The sequence below is a fragment of the Bacillus sp. AFS015802 genome, from assembly GCF_002561455.1.
GTDB lineage: Bacteria > Bacillota > Bacilli > Bacillales > Bacillaceae_B > Rossellomorea.
Genome location: NZ_NTUP01000007.1, coordinates 77,066 through 92,984, shown reverse-complemented (window position 1 = coordinate 92,984; position 15,919 = coordinate 77,066). Strand labels below are relative to the sequence as shown.

Below are 15,919 nucleotides of genomic sequence, written 5' to 3'. Positions count from 1 at the left end.
ATTATGGCTAAAATTCTTTACGGAAGACTCGAGATTGACGAGTCTTTTTTAATTAGCAAGCTCCTTTAGGTGGAGTCTAAATCGTTGGAAAATGAGAGAAGCTCCAGGAATCGGCTGAAACGTTTTTTTTGTAAACTTTTCCTTGAGTAAGACTCTGGTATTTGAAATAATTGGTATTAAGAGGTAGTTGTTAAGGAGGAATGCATTTGTCAGTCGCCATGTATCACATTCACATTAAGACAGACAGGGTAGAGGAAGTAAAAGCTGTTTTGGTTAGATGGCTAGAGGATCAACACGGCCGTAAGCCAGTGATCCTCTCCAATCAGGATTCTACTTTACCGTTTTTTGATCATGACATTCCGACGCAATTTGCTTTGTGCCACCTGTATGAGGAGTGGGTGACGGTCCTGCATGATTCATATGAACAGTTAATGGAGTTAACCTCCACGCTTTCTTCTCGTTTCAATACCCTGGTCATTCATACCTTAGGTCAGAGCACCGTTGATACTTACCATTTGAACATATTTCAAGAGGGCCAGCTGTTGCGGAAATTTGATGTTGGTGAAGGGTATGACGGTATAGAACAATACGGTGAGCCGCTATCATTTGAAAAAGACCCAGTGAATCACAGCGTGGTTTTAGCAGAGGAAGATCCCAACTCCTTTGACTATCAGGATATGCAGGAATATTGTCTTTATTTTGGTCTGGATATATTAGTAGATCCTTCAGAGAAAGATGGGTTTTGGGAGGTCATACAGATTCAAAGAGAGCCAGCACCCGTACATAAAACCTCTCTTCTTCAGAAGATTTTTCTTCGCAGGAGGAAATAATGGTGAAGAGAGCAGGGAGGGGCGGCTATTTTGGAATGGATGAAGGAGTGTTTTAATCCTGTGAGGTGTGCCCCTTGTCTAAACAAATAGTATTGATCCTTTTAAAGAACCAAATAGAATCGAGGGTATATTCATGTTATTTATACAAATGTCAGGTTTTCCAGGTTCGGGAAAATCTACTCTTGCTCTTGAAATTGCCAAAAGCACAGGTGCAATCATTATTGACCATGATGTTGGAAAGACGGCATTATTAGAGACCGATGAGGGAGCCAAAATGGATGGACACACATCAGGGAAAATATCCTATATGATTGATTGGGCAATAATTGAATCTCTTTTATACCAAGGTCAAAAAGTGATATTTGACAGTCCTTGTTTATATGATGAAATGGTACAAAAGGGAGCAAGTCTTGCTGAGAAATTTAAAGTGAAATACAAGTATGTGGAGTGCTGCCTGGACGATTTTAACGAGATAAATCGTCGTTTGAAGAACAGGGAGCGTAAGATCAGTCAAATAGAATCGGTACATTCATTAGAGGCGTTCAGAAACACCATTGAAAGTAGTAAAAAGCCTGTTGAATATCCATGTTTGGTGGTGGATACTAGTAAGCCGTTGGAAACATATATAGATAAGGTAATAGATTATTTGAATGAATAAGGTTGAAAGAAACCCTATAGATCCCATCTTTGGAGCAGATTGTGTTTCCAGTTGGTAAGAGGGGATGGCTAAAAGTGCATTTGGGGACATGTCCAAAAGAGCTTTTTTGAATCTTAGCAATCCTAGTCTCTGTGAGTGAAATAAAACGAGCATCAAGTTCAAGAGCTGAAGATGGACGGAAAGCAGATGGTGACTATATGAGTCAATTGAAAGGTAAGAAGATTTTATTTACAAGCGGCGGTACCCTTGAAAAGTGGGATAATGTCAGAGGGCACACTAATTTAGCAAAAGGTACGATAGGGTGTTATTTAGCTGAAGAAGCCTTGAAGCAGGAGGCAGAGGTCATTTATTTGCACGGTTATTTTGCAAAGCTCCCTGAGAATCATCCTAACTTGCGACTAATACCGTTCGAGGGTATTGAGGATTTAGGAGAGAAAATTAAAACGACTGTGCAATCTGAAGCTGTTGACGTTGTCATCATGGCAGCTGCGGGATCCGATTGGGTGGTTGATAAAGTATTGGACTCACAAGGGAATCCACTGCCAGAGTCAGGAAAGATGTCCAGTGACGAGCCTCCAATTATACACTTTAAGAAAGCTCCGAAAGTATTGTCACAAATTAAAAAATGGAATCCAGATGTGTTACTTGTCGGATTTAAGTTAGAACACAGTGAGGACCAGGATTATTTATTTCAGAGGGCTAATCTCCGAATGGAGACTTCAGGGGCTGAATATATGGTTGCAAATAAAACAAGTTCCCTTTATGGGGAAGAAGCAGAGCATTTTATCGTGTCAAAGGGTCAATCCCCACAAAAGTACGCCAGCAAAAAAGATACGGCTGAGGGTTTAATACATATACTTGCGGAGAGTATTTAAACCTTCACTTCATTAACAGGACCAAATAAAGAAAAGTTTCTATTCGAATCAGGCGTACATCCCAGGGAGTACGCCTGAAAACATTGATTTATTGTAAAAATCGTCACAACCAGGCACTCGCCAACCGAGAAACCCCGTCAACAATCTCTTCCTCGGTCAAATTCCCCAACCCCATCTGCACATGTGGATAGACTGGTCGCTCTTTAACATAGTATCTGGAACATGGATACACGACGACGCCCTCCTCAAAGGCATCCTCCAGAAGCTGCTCTTCACTTACATCTGTTTTCACTTCAATGATGATAAATATACCTGAGTTACCACCCTTTATAGTAATGGAATCCCCAAAGTGTTTGGTTAATTCATTGAGGAGTAGATTCATCTTCCGTTTATATAAGGCCTTCATCTTCCTTAAATGGGGGTACCAATGTCCTTCATTCATGAAAGTGGCAAGTGTTCTTTGATGTATGGCAGAAGCGGTTTGTTCGAATACTGCCATGGTCTTTCGATACTTTACCATCAGTTCTTCCGGCAAGGCCATGTAACTGACCCTGATGGTCGGGAGCAGTGCTTTGGAGAAGGTTCCCATATAGATCACCCTTTGAGTCGAATCGATACTCTGAAGGGAAGGTACGGGTTGATGGATGTATCGGAATTCACTATCATAATCGTCCTCGATGATATATCCCCCCACTTCGTTAGCCCACTGGATCAATTCGACGCGTTGGCTGACCGGGATGGTCCCTCCATAAGGAAAGTGATGGGTAGGCGTCACATATACCAATTGGGTGTCCGCTGAGACTAATTGATCGACCATGATGCCGTCATCTTTCGCGGGGATTGGGTGAACGGAGAAGGACATTAAACTGAACAGCTCTCTTGCCACATCGTATCCGGGATCCTCAACGGCAATCGATTGGACGCTATCTTTCAGGAGGAGTGATACGAGTACTAATAACTGTTGGGTACTGCCCCCGATCATGATCTGCTCCGCACTCGTTTTGACTCCTCGTGATTGAAACAGATAATCTTCCAATGCTACACGCAACCTTCTATCTCCCTGTTTCTCCCCATACGTATACATGTCCGGATCTTTCATGACTTTGTTTGTGAACATTCTCCACTTTTTCAGAGGGAAATTCTCTTCGTCCACTGTCCCTAGCCTGAAATCAATGAGCTCAGGTTTCGTTAGGGCTTCAATAGGAGCAGATTGTTTCTTTGTGTCAAAGGCAAGCATGTCTTCTAAAATCATTGCTTCCACAAAATAGCCCTTCTTGTTTTCACTCCGGATATACCCTTCTGACTGCAGCTGTTCGTACGCAACTTGCGTCGTATTCCGACTTACATTGAGTTGTTCAGCCAAACGTCTGACGGAGGGAAGTTTCGTGTTTTTATCTATTTTTCCAGATAGAATCTGAGTACGCAGATACTGATAGATTTGATGATACATAGGGATATGGCTTTCTCGATCGATACTGAATAAAAGCTCAAACATCTTAGGTCCTCCGATCTGTCATTTAGGTTTATTGTAAACTGACCCTTTAAGAAATGACAGTGAGAATCAATAATAAGTGGAGAGCACAACTACTGGAGGCCATCATATGACAAAGTTTTTGTTTGGATTCTGCACATTGGTTTGGGGGTTGAACTTCATTGCGGTTAAGATACAAGGGGATGGGGTCCCTTTGGAGTTATCATTATTCTACCGTTTGACCATCACAACCATTCTTTTTATTCTGCTTCTCTTTATGAGGAGACCATTACACACACTTGAAAAGAGAGATTATCTGACGGTCATTCTCTTTGGCTTATGCAACTTCGCATGGAGTTATTTATTTCTATATCATGGGACCATCATGAGTTCAGCGGCTATCGTCACGATGATCTTTTCCCTGAAAGTCGTGCTGACACCGGCAGCCCTTGCATTAGTGAAGAAAGAACCTGTAAGCAAAGGGTTAGGCATTGGGGGAGCACTCGGAATCATGGCAGTGTTTCTATTGTTATTTCCAACCCTGATGGAGGACCCTGAAACGTTATCCGTTAAAGGGATTCTCTTCGCGCTGACAGGAACCATCATCACGTCCATAGGAGATGTATGTTCCTCCATTAATTCTGACAGAGGGATTGATCCAGTTTATTCGAATGCCATTGGCTTCACGGCTGCAAGCATCTTCCTTGGAGGCGGAATAGTTATGCAAGATACCGAGATGACGTTCCCTGCGATACCTTCCTACTGGATGGCGGTTGTGTATCTTTCATTGTTTGCTTCCTTTTTCGCCTGGCTGTTTTATTTGAAATTGGTGAGTGAAATAGGAGCGGGTAAGAGCGGCTACATGGTGGCTTTGTTTCCTGCAGTGGGTGGTGCTGCCTCAGTCATCATCGGTGAGACGGAACTGAACGTATGTTTAGTGGCGGGATGCTTGGTATCGAGCCTGGGGGCTTTTATTGCATTGAAAGCTAATAAGAAACAGACAGAAGGGGGAAATAATATTGGATTCTATCACAATCAAACAGCTGGTAACCGATGAGGAGTGGACACGTTCATTCGAGGTCATGAAACAGTTAAGAACAGATTTGACGCTTGGAAGGTATATGGAGCTTGCGCATGATATGAGGAAAGAAGGGTATTTATTATTTGCGTTGTCTGTTGAAGATGAAATCGTCTCGTTGGCAGGTGTAAGAAAGTCGATTAATTTCTATAATAAGCATCATTTATTCGTCTATGACTTGGTTACAAATCCGACACAGCGATCAAGCGGTCATGGGGAGAGGTTGTTGGATTACATCCATTCCTATGCGAAAAGGACTGGAGCAGAGTACGTCGCGTTAGAGTCAGGGATCATGAGAAGTAAGGCCCACCGCTTTTATGAAAGCAAGATGGGGTATGAGAAGTGGTGTTATTCGTTTAGGAAAAAGATCTAAACGTAGCCTTTAGTGTGGAATGCCAATTAATGATCAGTTTTTCACAGACTGATGACGGCTAAGGTTTCCTGCCATCCGGTATATTGTAAAAAATAAGAGTTTTTGAAATAATAGATGTGGATGACAGAGCAATAAATCTTAAGAAATATTGGATTGAAATGTTAAGCAACATATAAATCGGAGGGTATTATGAAGGTTCGATTAGAAAAAGCAACAAATCAAGATGCCCAATCCATCTTTGATATCCAAGTGAAGGCATTTAAGCCACTGTTGGATAGGTACAAAGATCATGACACCAATCCAGCGAACGAAACCATTGAAAAAGTACAACACAGAATCAACAGACCAAACGGTGGCTTTTATAAGATATTCACTGATGATACGCTCGCAGGTGCCATTTGCGTCTATTGGAAAGAAGATGGGCAGTTCTGGATCAGCCCTATGTTCATTCTTCCTTCTTACCAAGGAAAAGGGATTGCGCAGAAGGCGATCCTCCTGGTGGAAGACCTATTCCCTCAAGCACAAACGTGGGAATTGGCTACGCTGTTAGAAGAAGCGGGGAACTGCCATCTGTACGAAAAAATGGGCTTTCATAAAACGGGAGTCTCCAAGGGATTAAATGATCATGCCACACTTATTTTTTATAAAAAGATTTGTTAGACTGCTTTATTTCAAGAGGGGGAAGAAATGTTGACTGTACATATGAGAGAAGCCACCAAGGATGATTATGATGCGGTTCATCGCATCCAGAAGCAAGTTCACGAAATGCATACAAAGGAAAGACCGGATCATTATCGAATGGCTGATACGACGTTAGACAGGGAGTACTTCACCAGCTTAATACGTGGAGAAAATACCAAGGTATTCTTGTTAGAAGATGAACAGCTGATCGCGTATACCATCCTCACGATTAAACTTACCGAGGAAAGGCCTATCCTTGTGCCAAGGAAGATTGTCTATATGGACGATTTCGGTGTGGATCATCGGTTCAGAGGAAAAGGGATGGGGAAACAGTTCTTCGGAAAAATAGTGGAGTACGCAAAGAGTCTAGAAGCGGACTCGTTGGAACTCGCCGTGTGGGAGTTTAACGAGGATGCGATAAAATTTTATGAGTCAATGAAATTAAAGACAAAGTCAAGGCGGATGGGGATTGAATTATAGACAGTCGAGGGGTTGGTACAATCACCAACCCTCCACACCATTTTTTGTATCTATATCTCCTATCAAGATTTCACCCCAAATACACCCACTGTATGATACCCACGGGAGACGGGTCCTTCCAGTACGCTAATGTCTTTGAATGTCATTTCCTCCATTATTGGGAGCAATTCACTTCGAATCATCTTCTTGATCGAATCCCAGTCTTCCCCGTCTTTTCCATCGCAAAGTGTAATCAGGACGGTCCCTCCAGGAGTCAGCACCCTGTGAATTTCTTTAAACGATCTGTACAGGTCCTCCCAAAAATAAACCGAATGGATGCTGAACACGGCTGTAAACTTTTCATTGGGGAAAGGCATTTCTTCGACCCTGCCATGCACAAGTTTCATCCTCTTTTGTCTGACATCTTTTTTGTTGCGTAAAGCAGCTGACAGGAGAAGGGTTTCTGACAAATCAAGCCCCGTGAGTGTGTGGGTTCCCTTCATTGAAGCGATCTGCTTCAATGCAAATCCTGCCCCGCATCCAATCTCGAGGATCTGTTCATTTTCCTGTAGTTTAAGATTTTCGATGGTCCAAAGCGATTCAGGCTTATGCTGGCGGATCATTTTCTCCCCAATCATCCATCCAAGAATTCCAGTCGGCCGGCTGTACTGGGTGTCCATGATTCGTTGGAACGTTGTTTTTACCTTCATATTAAATCCCTCCTTTTATTCATCGTGTCTTTACACTATAATTTTCTTATTACTATTAAACAATCCTATATCATTTATAGTTACTATTAATTATTTTTATAGTTGTGGAGGGGTCAGGGTGGAAATCAATCAGCTGATTGCGTTTGAGCTCGTGGCAAGGCTCGGTTCTTACAGCAAGGCTTCACGCTATCTGGACGTGTCGCAGCCTTCTGTCAGCTTGCGGATAAAAGAGTTAGAGAAAGATGTCGGGGGGTACCTCTTTGTCAGGTTCGGGAAACAGATGGTGCTGACGGATTTGGGTAAGGGGTTTCTTCCTTTTGCCAGGCAGGCTCTTGAGGTACTGCAGAAAGGGAAAGAAAGGGCGCAGTCGATAAAAGAAGGAAGAAGAGGGGAAATCACCATCGGAACCCTTCCGACCTTTACTTCCGGACATTTCACCTCGATCGTCATGGAAATGTACACGGAATTTCCAGATATCCAACTGGCCATCCATACCGGCCATAATCAACAGATCATCGACATGCTTTATGACGGAAGTATTAAATTGGGGATGATTACTTGCCCGTTTTTCAATAAAGATCTCAAAAAGCTTTATACGATAAAAGAACCTTTGGTCTTAGTAGCCCGCGAGCCACTTAAAAGTGATAGGTATAGGGTAGAGGATGTCTTTCTCACAAGCCAACCCTACATCATGACCGATTGGAGCGAGGAGAGTAAGCATTGGCAGAGAACCCATATGCCATTTGGTGGGGATTCCATCGAATTGCCTCCAGCCACTGCAATGGAATTTGTCCGTCACTACCGTGGAACCGCGCTTCTCACAGAGTCCATGGTTTCCGTCCATTTAGAAGAAGGCACGTTGGTCAGGCTCGTACCAGATGATATGCCGAAACTATACAGGGAAATCGCCTTAGTGAGCCTGGATGGTGAACCGTCCCTGCCTCCAGCTGCCCGGCGTTTCGTGGACACAGTGAGGTCCGGCTCATGGGAACAGGTATAGAGCGGGGGACTTCCCCGCTCTATTGTTAAGACTCTAACTCTTCAAATAATCCGACCAGGTTACCATAAGGATCGCTAAACGTACACCAGGCTGCGGGAACCCCTTCCCTGGTCTGAACTTCCTCAATCATCATATTCATTGATTTCATCAACCTCTCACGTTCGGAATGGATATCTTGAACCCCTAAACGCAATGGACCATTCCCTTTCGCAGGTTCTCCTTTAGCCACCTGCAGCCAGGTATCTTTCACGATTTCCCACTCGGCAAAATCCTCATGGGGGATAAAGTCTGGATCCCGATTGAATAGTGTCTGGTACCATCTCAACCCTTTTTCATAATCTGTGACTCGAACCTGAAAGGTCACTCCTGAATAGTTCATCTTTTTTTCCTCCTATCTTTGACTATGTTCCATGGTATCCGAAAGATGAAAGGCCGTATTGTAAAAATCGGACACTTTAAGGTGAGAAGGATTTTTTCCTGTCCGTTTTTTGAGATCTTTAATGGAATGCGATTGATCATAATATCCGTCAGCAAGATTAGTTCTGGAAGGATGGCTCAACCACTCTTTCAATACGGATTGAAAGCGGATGACCTGGCTGAATTTCTTGGGACTTAACCCGATGCGTTCTTCAAAGAGGCGATTCATCGTTCTGCCACTCATGACTTCTTGTCTGCTGATTTCTTCCACGGTCGCTGTCCCACGGCCAGATACAATGGTATAAAGAATTTGTTGAAGAGAGGCATCCTGTCTTAATGACCTTTGATCTTTCAACGCTTTCGAAAAAATCTCATCACAACACGAAATCATCTCCGTGAGATGGCTTGCCTGCTGCAATCGATCTCGAAGTTTATCGATAAAAGAATGATTTAATAGATTCAGATCGATCATCGAGTGGGCGGTCGTCTTCGCCTTCTCCCTGATAAAATAAGCTGAACTACCCGGATAAAAACGAATGCCAAAGGTGATTTTATCGGGATTATGCTGTCCGGTCGTACGAAAATACCCATCAAAGATTCCATAGTAAGTAACAGAACTGGTTTGTCGCAGACGATCGTATTCAAATAGAAGATCAGTGCATCCGTCTGGAATGATGTCATACGTATAGTGGGGGATCTGCTTCTTATAAGGGGAGGCAAGCCAATAGCAGCAAATATAGGGGCGGAGAAACGGTGCCGGTTGGAATTCCTTATATTCTGTATAGGGACTTGGCATGATCGTTGGCCGGAAAAAATGAAAACGTGTCATACAAAACACCTTCTTACTTTCTATTCGTCTACTATATTACATTCAAGTCTAAGACCCATTCTCCTGCAATGACTTTACCGAATCATGGTATGTTACAACCTTGTTAAGAATAAAGTGGAAACAAAAAGGGTGGGTTCAATCAATGTATCAGTTTCATGAGTTGTGCACGGAGTACGGTAAGATTCTGAATGGGAAAGCAAAGCTGAAAAATGGAGTATGTTCCGTATCCATCGACAGACATTTATATGTAACGATTCAAGGAAGGCCAAGCAGAGGGGAGCTGAAGGCAGGCTTCTCATTCGAGGCAATGGATCAAGAGGGTCATGCATTGAATCTTGGGGAAGTAGTCCTGTTGGAAGAAGAAATTCAATCATTCTCGAAACGGCTTATCCAAAAAGGGGTGATCATCAGTGCTCTCCACAATCATTGGCTCTTTGCCAAACCAGAAATTATGTACATTCACTTTCAATCCGTGGAGCCGCCTTTACGTTTTGCCCACAAGGTTGCCGAGGCTCTTACTGTTTTAAAGAAATAAAGGTTCTTCCCCAATTTGTTTCGTTTTTAGCAATCCTAAATCAACGGATGTCTCTATATAACCGATGATCTGATTAAATGTAAATACATTAAGTTGTTCATTTATTACTTTCTTATCGTACTCCATATCACCTAATGCAAAAGAGACAAATTTTTTAACATCTTTCGATTTAACCTCTTCTAAATCTAGAATTGCAGGAAAATAACTTAGTTGTTTTCTAAGTTCATCTGTAAAACCGTAGTATTCTAATAATTTTCCATTTAGTAATCGGAAGTCATTATGATACAACTTATATAATCCTTCATCAGCTTCCATTCTGTTCCTTAACCAAGAAAGGTTAAAACCTCTTAGAAATATATCATCGGCAATTAAATGTGTATAGTATCCTAATATATATGGATTTGTATTTTCCTCTCTAGAATTATATTTATTTAAAAACCCTTTATAATCAACGCTTCTTGAATAATCTTTGACTTCCCCTATAAAGAAATGTGATACGTTTTTTTCTTCAAATGAAGAAACAGCATCTGGAGCAATACTCCCCAACAAAAATGTTGTTTTATCTTCAATCGATAAAGAATCTGCAATTTTATTACCAATAATTAAATGCATTATTCTTGAACCCAAAACACAAAGTCCCCCTTTTTTGAATATTTTCTGTCCGTTTGCTGAACAAGCTACTGTAAATATAATACCATAAAAAGTAAATTAAACCTGTCTTATTTAAAAGCAACAATATTTACGAAAAGAGCCTTATAAAATGATCCTGATTTTTCGAAACTTTTACCTTTCATAAGACGTATATCATACTAGAACAACCGTTTGCTGAGTCGGCTCATAGAGGGGTTGTAAAGGTTCTGGAGTAGATGACGATCTGCAGTGACCCAGATTCTATAAAAATATAAATAAAGTTAACAGAATAATTGAAACTATTCTATTTTGGCTCCCGTCTAATAAATAGTACTTAAGATATATACCCAATAATAAAACGATACAGACAAAACAGAATGGGGGAAACATGATGTGGGAACAAAAGCTGATCCAGACAGATCGAGGCGAATTCGAAATCTTTGAAGCGGGTAATGGGGAACCGTTATGTGTGACGCATCTTTATAGTGAGTTTAACGAGCGAGGGTATCATTTCGCTGACAGATTTGTCGAAGATTTTAAAGTGTACCTTGTGAACCTGAAGGAGACAGGGAATTCCACTGAAGTGATACACGAAGATGAACTGAGCATGAGTGAGACAAGCAAAGATTTAGAAGCGATTCGCATGGCTCTGGGGTATGATCACTGGAACTTTGCCGGTCATTCAACCGGCGGGATGCTCGGGTTGCACTATGCTGCTGATCACCCGGATTCCTTAAAGCGCTTGATTGTAGGCGGGGCATCCGCTACAAATGAATATATGGAGCATCAGGACAGTATTTATTGCGACAAGAATCCTGATAATGACCGTTTGAAAGAGATCGTTTCCGTCCTTAAGTCTGAAGACGTAAGCAAAGAAGAGCTCGTACAAGCAGGCCGGGAATGGGCAGAAATGTCATTGTATGACCCGGAGAGATACGAGGATTACTTCTCTAAGCCAAGCAGCGGCAAAGTGGCTCAAAAACGTTTGGATTATTATTCTAATACAGAACTTTCAACGTATGATATTCGAGAAAACATTTCAGAAATCACGACCCCGACCATCATTTTCTGTGGGAAGTACGACTCTCAATGCCCATTTGTGTTTTCTGAAGAAATCTTTCATCTTGTTCCCAATTCATCATTTTATATTTTCGAGAATAGCGACCACTTGCCTCATATAGAAGAAAAAGAAAAGTTCAGTGAAATGGTGAAGGATTTCAATTGTTTGGTTTAAGAACTCTAGTGAAAAGGTGCATTTCTTGATAAGAAGTGCCCTTTTTTTATTGAATGTTGTTGTGAGTCCACTCATGATGCACTATTTTGCAAAAATGATTGTAAGAATAAACTGTTTTTGAAATAATTGGTATGTGATGTTTTGGAATAATGGTAGATACAAGTAAGACATATAAAAGGGGAAGAAGTCATGCTAATTAAACCAGAAACAAACGAGTATCCTCCGTATTATAAGGAGTATGTGAACAATGTACCTGACGGAGACCTGCTCCAGGTGCTTGATGGTCAACTCAACGAAACCATGAATTTGTTAAAGAATTTAAGTGAAGAAAAGGCAGAGTTACGGTATGCACCGAAAAAGTGGACAATCAAGGAAGTGGTCGGCCATATAACCGATACAGAACGCATTATGGGCTATCGCCTTCTATCTGTTGGCAGGGGAGAGAAGGCGATGCTGCCGGGTTATCAGGACGATGAGTATGTGAAAAGGGCCAAATTCAACCGTTTTACCCTATCTGAGCTATTACATCATCAATCTCTTGTCCGTCAGAATACCATTCTCCTTCTACAGAGCATGGATGAAGAAGCCCTGCTTCAGCGAGGGAACGCCAATGGAGCAGAAGTCACGGCCAGAGCGATTGCATACATCATTGCCGGGCATGAGATCCATCATCGAAGGCTGATTGTGGATCGATATTTGAGTTCGGATGATGGTCGGGTGTTTTATTGAGTTTTTTACGTTATCAGATACACTGGGGGATAAGCTGAAGGTTACCGGGGGATTCGGACAGCTAAGCTGAAGAAGAGGGAGAAAAATATGAATGATCAAGTACAAGTATTAGATAAACAGATAAATTTAGAAGGCGGATTGCAATTAGTGTATCAAGAACCTAAAGAATTCGTTCGATATCACTCCATCTATCATGGACAAAAATGTGCAGATTACTATTTTAGAAGGTCACCTGAGGCATTAATCGAAGTGGCAACCATTTTTGACTGCGGATATCTCATCATGAAGGATGAGACCATCATAGGCGGTGTATTTCTAAAACCACATTTCATGTACGATTTGTTTGTGGTCCCACCTTATAATGATTATAAAGGCTTGGTCCACAGGCTGTTACATTATTTAAAAAAGGTATCGAAGTCGGAAGAGAAAATCATGATTAGAGAGATCGTGGAAGAACAGGTGCCAGCCTATGAACAGTATGGATGTCAAATCAATGAAGCGAACCACTGGATGATCCGTCCGACAGAACCCCTTAAGGCCGTGCTTCCTGAAGGGTATCAATCACGAGCCGTTTCAAGAGAAGATACAGAAGATATAGCAGGCTTACTTGTAAAAGCTTATAAAGCCAATCCGGCTTATGAGAAAATTGGATCCAAAGAGGATTATTTACCCCACGTAAACGAATTCTTGGACGTACATAAAAACAATACCATCATGGATGAGTGCTCGAGAGTGGTTGTCCACAAGAGGACGAACACCATTGTCGGGGTATGTCTTCACATGGAATTTGAAAATTATCCCCTCATCATGAGCTTGGTCGTAGACCCTGACCATCAAAAAAGGGGGCTTGGACGGTACTTGTTAACCCATTCAATCAGCATAGCGAGTAAAGCGTACCCGGCTACCCGATTATCTGTCATTAAAGATAATCGTGCAATTAAGCTTTATGAAGACCTTGGGTTTATTCGGAATGGATCTTTGGTGGATATGTACATTGGTGATGAGCCGCTGAATACTCTTTAGAAGAGGAGTGAGTGAATGAATGTCTTAAGGATTGGGGCATCTATTTTGATTCCTTTTCTCCTACTATTTTTGGCATTTGCAACATGGATGGGGTATATCGCTGAAAATATCAGGGATTATTATCATTTTAAATGGGCTGCACTTCTCCTATTGGCAGCAGGATATATTCTTCAATTTTACAAAATAACAGTCGGATACATACTAGTCGTTGTAAGTATCATTGCCTGGTTCTTGTTGTGAGACCGGAACTGAAATTCAGCTCGCATGAACAGGGGGAATCTTTATGGGAAATTGCATCATTCGAACTGGAAGACAAGAAGATGCAGAATCACTCTTAGAAATATCATCCTCCGTTATTACTGAAGGAAACTATTTCATATCCACAGCCGAAGAGTTTGATAAGGAGTCCATCCAGCAACAAAGAGAAATCATTCAGGGGATCATAAGTAATGAAAAGGAAACCCTGATTGTTGCAGAGGTGAATCAAACGGTTATAGGATCCATCGAATTTCGGTCAAACCGACTAAAAAGAATGTCCCACACCGGTTCCATTTCCATGTCAATCATGGAACCATACCGGGGCATGGGAATCGGAACATTACTTCTGAAAGCCCTGCTGGATTGGGCAGAGAATCACCCTCATATCGAGAAGGTAAGTCTAGGAGTGTTTTCAACCAATCATAGAGCCATTGCGTTATACAAAAGGATGGGCTTTATAGAAGAAGGTCGGAAAGTTAGGGAATTTAAGATAAATGAAGATACATATGTGGATGATGTTCTTATGTACAGGTTTGTTTGATGTGTATAGAAGGGAGAGGTAAGGAAATGAAAAAACAATTAATCTCCATACTATGCATATTTTTATTATGTGCCTGCAGCCAATCAGAGGAAAAAGAACTCTCTCCCAAAATCAATCAGTTAACTCTGAAAGAAATAACAAATGCCATCACAGACCAAGGATACGAATTAGAAGAATCATCTGATTTGCCAAAAGAGAACGTCTTTACCCAAAAACTAAATGGTGTTACCCCAGAGGTATTTAATTTGAAGGGTGACACATTATCCATTTATATTTTTTCTTCAGCCAGTGATCGTGGCAAAGGAATTCAAAGGTTCGAAGAGCTAACAGCAACATATGAATTAGTAGACTATCAGGTTTACGGAATCCAAAACGTATTGGTGTTTTACATTAGTGAGGATGAAAAGATTCAGAGTGAATTATCTGAAGCATTACAGTCAATTGATTCCCAGAGTAAGTAGATAGAGAGTGGCTTTTCGAGATGTAATGTGTCTATTTTAAATCTACTACCTAAAGAAAATCCGAACGATCATTCGAGATGCTTAGATGGTAATCGAATTCGTCCGGATTTTTTATTGTATTCTTATGTCCCAATCCTTATGGAAGGAGAACAAACTTCCAATAAGCAAAACAGATAAATGTACAAATCCACGAAACAAACCCAAAGACGGTGACAATAGTGGTTTCAGACCACCCATATTTTAAACCATAGTGATAATGAATCGGGGTAAACCTGAAGATCCGTTTGCCTGTTGTTTTAAACGAGGCCACTTGCAATATGACCGACAGTTGTTCTGCAAAATAGATAAAGAACAATAAGGGAATGAGAATCTCCACTTTCTCAATGATGGCCAGGAAGGAAAGGGACCCCCCAATCGCAAGTGACCCCGTATCGCCCATAAACGCTTTTGCCGGAAAGATATTGTAAATCAGGAATCCGAGTAAGCAGCCGATCATGATTAAACAGAATAGTTTAACCTCGCTTGTATCTGAAATCATGAAAAAGAAAAAGTATGTAGGGATGGCGACGACCCCTAACAGCCCGTCCAAGCCGTCTGTAAAATTAATGGCATTGGCAGAACCGACGACAAATAAGGTGATCACAATGAGATACAAGGCCATTGGAAGATTAATAGATAAATCTTGATAGATGCCAATGGTCGTATCTATTCCTTGTTCATTCATCAAGTAGTAAAGCAGGGTACCCGTAAATAGAAACTGGAAGATAAGCTTCGTTCTACTTGAGACACCTCCGGGATCTTGACGAGACGCTTTCCAAAAATCATCCAAAAAGCCAATGAAGCTGAATAGAATATAGGTAATGGCCAAGAAGAACATCAGGGGCGTAGGTGAAAAAAATAAGGATACGATAATTCCGATAAAGAGAATGATTCCAAACATTAACGGTGTACCTTTTTTTATTTGATGATTGGAAGGAAGCTCTTTTCGTATCGGTTGCAGAAGCTTTAATTTTCGTAAGAGTGCAATGAACAGAGGGGATAAAGCTGCGACTAAAACAAAAGCAATAATGGCCGGGATTAATTGATCTCTCACTCGTATCTTCTCCTATTCTATTTAATTGTCTATA

General features: G+C 41.4%; 21 protein-coding genes. 15 read left to right on the top strand and 6 right to left on the bottom strand.

All coding sequences use genetic code 11. The annotated features are described in order from the left end of the window. Positions 1-206 precede the first annotated feature (206 nt). The 3 genes from CN378_RS04715 to CN378_RS04705 all read left to right on the top strand — a co-directional run bounded on the left by CN378_RS04715 (position 207) and on the right by CN378_RS04705 (position 2,363). The gene (locus CN378_RS04715; RefSeq protein ID WP_098350773.1) at positions 207-830 is read left to right on the top strand and encodes a hypothetical protein; all 624 of its coding nucleotides are present in this window, start codon (positions 207-209) and stop codon (positions 828-830) included. Between the two features lie 133 nt (positions 831-963). Continuing rightward, on the top strand, positions 964-1,488 hold the full coding sequence (locus CN378_RS04710; protein WP_098350772.1) for a P-loop nucleotide/nucleoside kinase family protein: 525 nt from the start codon (positions 964-966) through the stop codon (positions 1,486-1,488). A gap of 197 nt (positions 1,489-1,685) precedes the next feature. Beyond that, a complete protein-coding gene (locus tag CN378_RS04705) occupies positions 1,686-2,363 on the top strand; it encodes a phosphopantothenoylcysteine decarboxylase domain-containing protein (RefSeq protein ID WP_098350771.1) in 678 nt (225 codons plus the stop codon). A gap of 103 nt (positions 2,364-2,466) precedes the next feature. On the opposite strand, the gene pdxR is transcribed toward CN378_RS04705, so the two are convergent. Next, positions 2,467-3,858, bottom strand: a complete 1,392-nt coding sequence (pdxR, locus tag CN378_RS04700; RefSeq protein WP_098350770.1) for a MocR-like pyridoxine biosynthesis transcription factor PdxR — start codon at positions 3,856-3,858, stop codon at positions 2,467-2,469. 106 nt (positions 3,859-3,964) lie between these two features. On the opposite strand from pdxR, the gene CN378_RS04695 reads away from it, so the two are divergent. The 4 genes from CN378_RS04695 to CN378_RS04680 all read left to right on the top strand — a co-directional run bounded on the left by CN378_RS04695 (position 3,965) and on the right by CN378_RS04680 (position 6,446). Further along, positions 3,965-4,891: a DMT family transporter gene (locus CN378_RS04695; protein WP_098350769.1), complete on the top strand. Its 927-nt coding sequence runs from the start codon at positions 3,965-3,967 to the stop codon at positions 4,889-4,891. Next, positions 4,854-5,285 carry a GNAT family N-acetyltransferase gene (locus CN378_RS04690; RefSeq protein ID WP_257141007.1) on the top strand — a complete coding sequence of 144 codons (432 nt, stop codon included), beginning with the start codon at positions 4,854-4,856 and terminating at the stop codon, positions 5,283-5,285. Before CN378_RS04695 ends, CN378_RS04690 begins: the two co-directional genes overlap by 38 nt. A 189-nt stretch (positions 5,286-5,474) precedes the next feature. After that, positions 5,475-5,945 carry a GNAT family N-acetyltransferase gene (locus tag CN378_RS04685; protein WP_098350768.1) on the top strand — a complete coding sequence of 157 codons (471 nt, stop codon included), beginning with the start codon at positions 5,475-5,477 and terminating at the stop codon, positions 5,943-5,945. Positions 5,946-5,972: 27 nt separating this feature from the next. Then, entirely contained in the window at positions 5,973-6,446 is a 474-nt protein-coding gene (locus tag CN378_RS04680; RefSeq protein ID WP_098350767.1) for a GNAT family N-acetyltransferase, read from the top strand. 62 nt (positions 6,447-6,508) lie between these two features. Here CN378_RS04680 and CN378_RS04675 read toward each other — a convergent pair whose 3' ends face one another. Beyond that, positions 6,509-7,135 carry a class I SAM-dependent methyltransferase gene (locus tag CN378_RS04675; protein WP_098350766.1) on the bottom strand — a complete coding sequence of 209 codons (627 nt, stop codon included), beginning with the start codon at positions 7,133-7,135 and terminating at the stop codon, positions 6,509-6,511. A 118-nt stretch (positions 7,136-7,253) separates the two neighbouring features. On the opposite strand from CN378_RS04675, the gene CN378_RS22285 reads away from it, so the two are divergent. Beyond that, positions 7,254-8,135, top strand: a complete 882-nt coding sequence (locus CN378_RS22285; RefSeq protein ID WP_179884813.1) for a LysR family transcriptional regulator — start codon at positions 7,254-7,256, stop codon at positions 8,133-8,135. A 25-nt stretch (positions 8,136-8,160) separates the two neighbouring features. On the opposite strand, the gene CN378_RS04660 is transcribed toward CN378_RS22285, so the two are convergent. Both CN378_RS04660 and CN378_RS04655 read right to left on the bottom strand, forming a co-directional pair. After that, positions 8,161-8,514 carry a VOC family protein gene (locus CN378_RS04660; RefSeq protein ID WP_098350764.1) on the bottom strand — a complete coding sequence of 118 codons (354 nt, stop codon included), beginning with the start codon at positions 8,512-8,514 and terminating at the stop codon, positions 8,161-8,163. A gap of 12 nt (positions 8,515-8,526) precedes the next feature. Continuing rightward, a complete protein-coding gene (locus CN378_RS04655) occupies positions 8,527-9,381 on the bottom strand; it encodes a helix-turn-helix domain-containing protein (RefSeq protein WP_098350763.1) in 855 nt (284 codons plus the stop codon). Positions 9,382-9,523: 142 nt separating this feature from the next. Here CN378_RS04655 and CN378_RS04650 point away from each other — a divergent pair, with 142 nt between their 5' ends. Further along, positions 9,524-9,916, top strand: a complete 393-nt coding sequence (locus CN378_RS04650) for a DUF1259 domain-containing protein (RefSeq protein WP_098350762.1) — start codon at positions 9,524-9,526, stop codon at positions 9,914-9,916. Here the strand turns inward: CN378_RS04650 and CN378_RS04645 are convergent. Continuing rightward, the gene (locus CN378_RS04645) at positions 9,905-10,543 is read right to left on the bottom strand and encodes a zinc dependent phospholipase C family protein (RefSeq protein WP_098350761.1); all 639 of its coding nucleotides are present in this window, start codon (positions 10,541-10,543) and stop codon (positions 9,905-9,907) included. The genes CN378_RS04650 and CN378_RS04645 overlap by 12 nt on opposite strands. Before the next feature lie 391 nt (positions 10,544-10,934). Here CN378_RS04645 and CN378_RS04640 point away from each other — a divergent pair, with 391 nt between their 5' ends. The 6 genes from CN378_RS04640 (at position 10,935) to CN378_RS04615 (ending at position 14,792) form a co-directional block, all read left to right on the top strand. After that, positions 10,935-11,780, top strand: a complete 846-nt coding sequence (locus CN378_RS04640; protein ID WP_257141006.1) for an alpha/beta fold hydrolase — start codon at positions 10,935-10,937, stop codon at positions 11,778-11,780. A 189-nt stretch (positions 11,781-11,969) separates the two neighbouring features. Continuing rightward, positions 11,970-12,509 carry a DinB family protein gene (locus CN378_RS04635; protein ID WP_098350759.1) on the top strand — a complete coding sequence of 180 codons (540 nt, stop codon included), beginning with the start codon at positions 11,970-11,972 and terminating at the stop codon, positions 12,507-12,509. 87 nt (positions 12,510-12,596) lie between these two features. After that, positions 12,597-13,532 (top strand): GNAT family N-acetyltransferase, encoded by a 936-nt coding sequence (locus CN378_RS04630; protein ID WP_098350758.1) that lies wholly within the window; start codon positions 12,597-12,599, stop codon positions 13,530-13,532. 15 nt (positions 13,533-13,547) lie between these two features. Beyond that, a complete protein-coding gene (locus CN378_RS04625; RefSeq protein ID WP_098350757.1) occupies positions 13,548-13,772 on the top strand; it encodes a hypothetical protein in 225 nt (74 codons plus the stop codon). Positions 13,773-13,815: 43 nt separating this feature from the next. Then, positions 13,816-14,331, top strand: a complete 516-nt coding sequence (locus CN378_RS04620) for a GNAT family N-acetyltransferase (RefSeq protein ID WP_098350756.1) — start codon at positions 13,816-13,818, stop codon at positions 14,329-14,331. Positions 14,332-14,357: 26 nt separating this feature from the next. Beyond that, on the top strand, positions 14,358-14,792 hold the full coding sequence (locus CN378_RS04615) for a hypothetical protein (protein WP_098350755.1): 435 nt from the start codon (positions 14,358-14,360) through the stop codon (positions 14,790-14,792). A gap of 136 nt (positions 14,793-14,928) precedes the next feature. Here the strand turns inward: CN378_RS04615 and mraY are convergent, their stop codons facing one another. After that, positions 14,929-15,885, bottom strand: coding sequence for a phospho-N-acetylmuramoyl-pentapeptide-transferase (gene mraY / locus CN378_RS04610; RefSeq protein ID WP_098350754.1), 957 nt, complete (start codon positions 15,883-15,885; stop codon positions 14,929-14,931). Positions 15,886-15,919 lie beyond the last annotated feature (34 nt).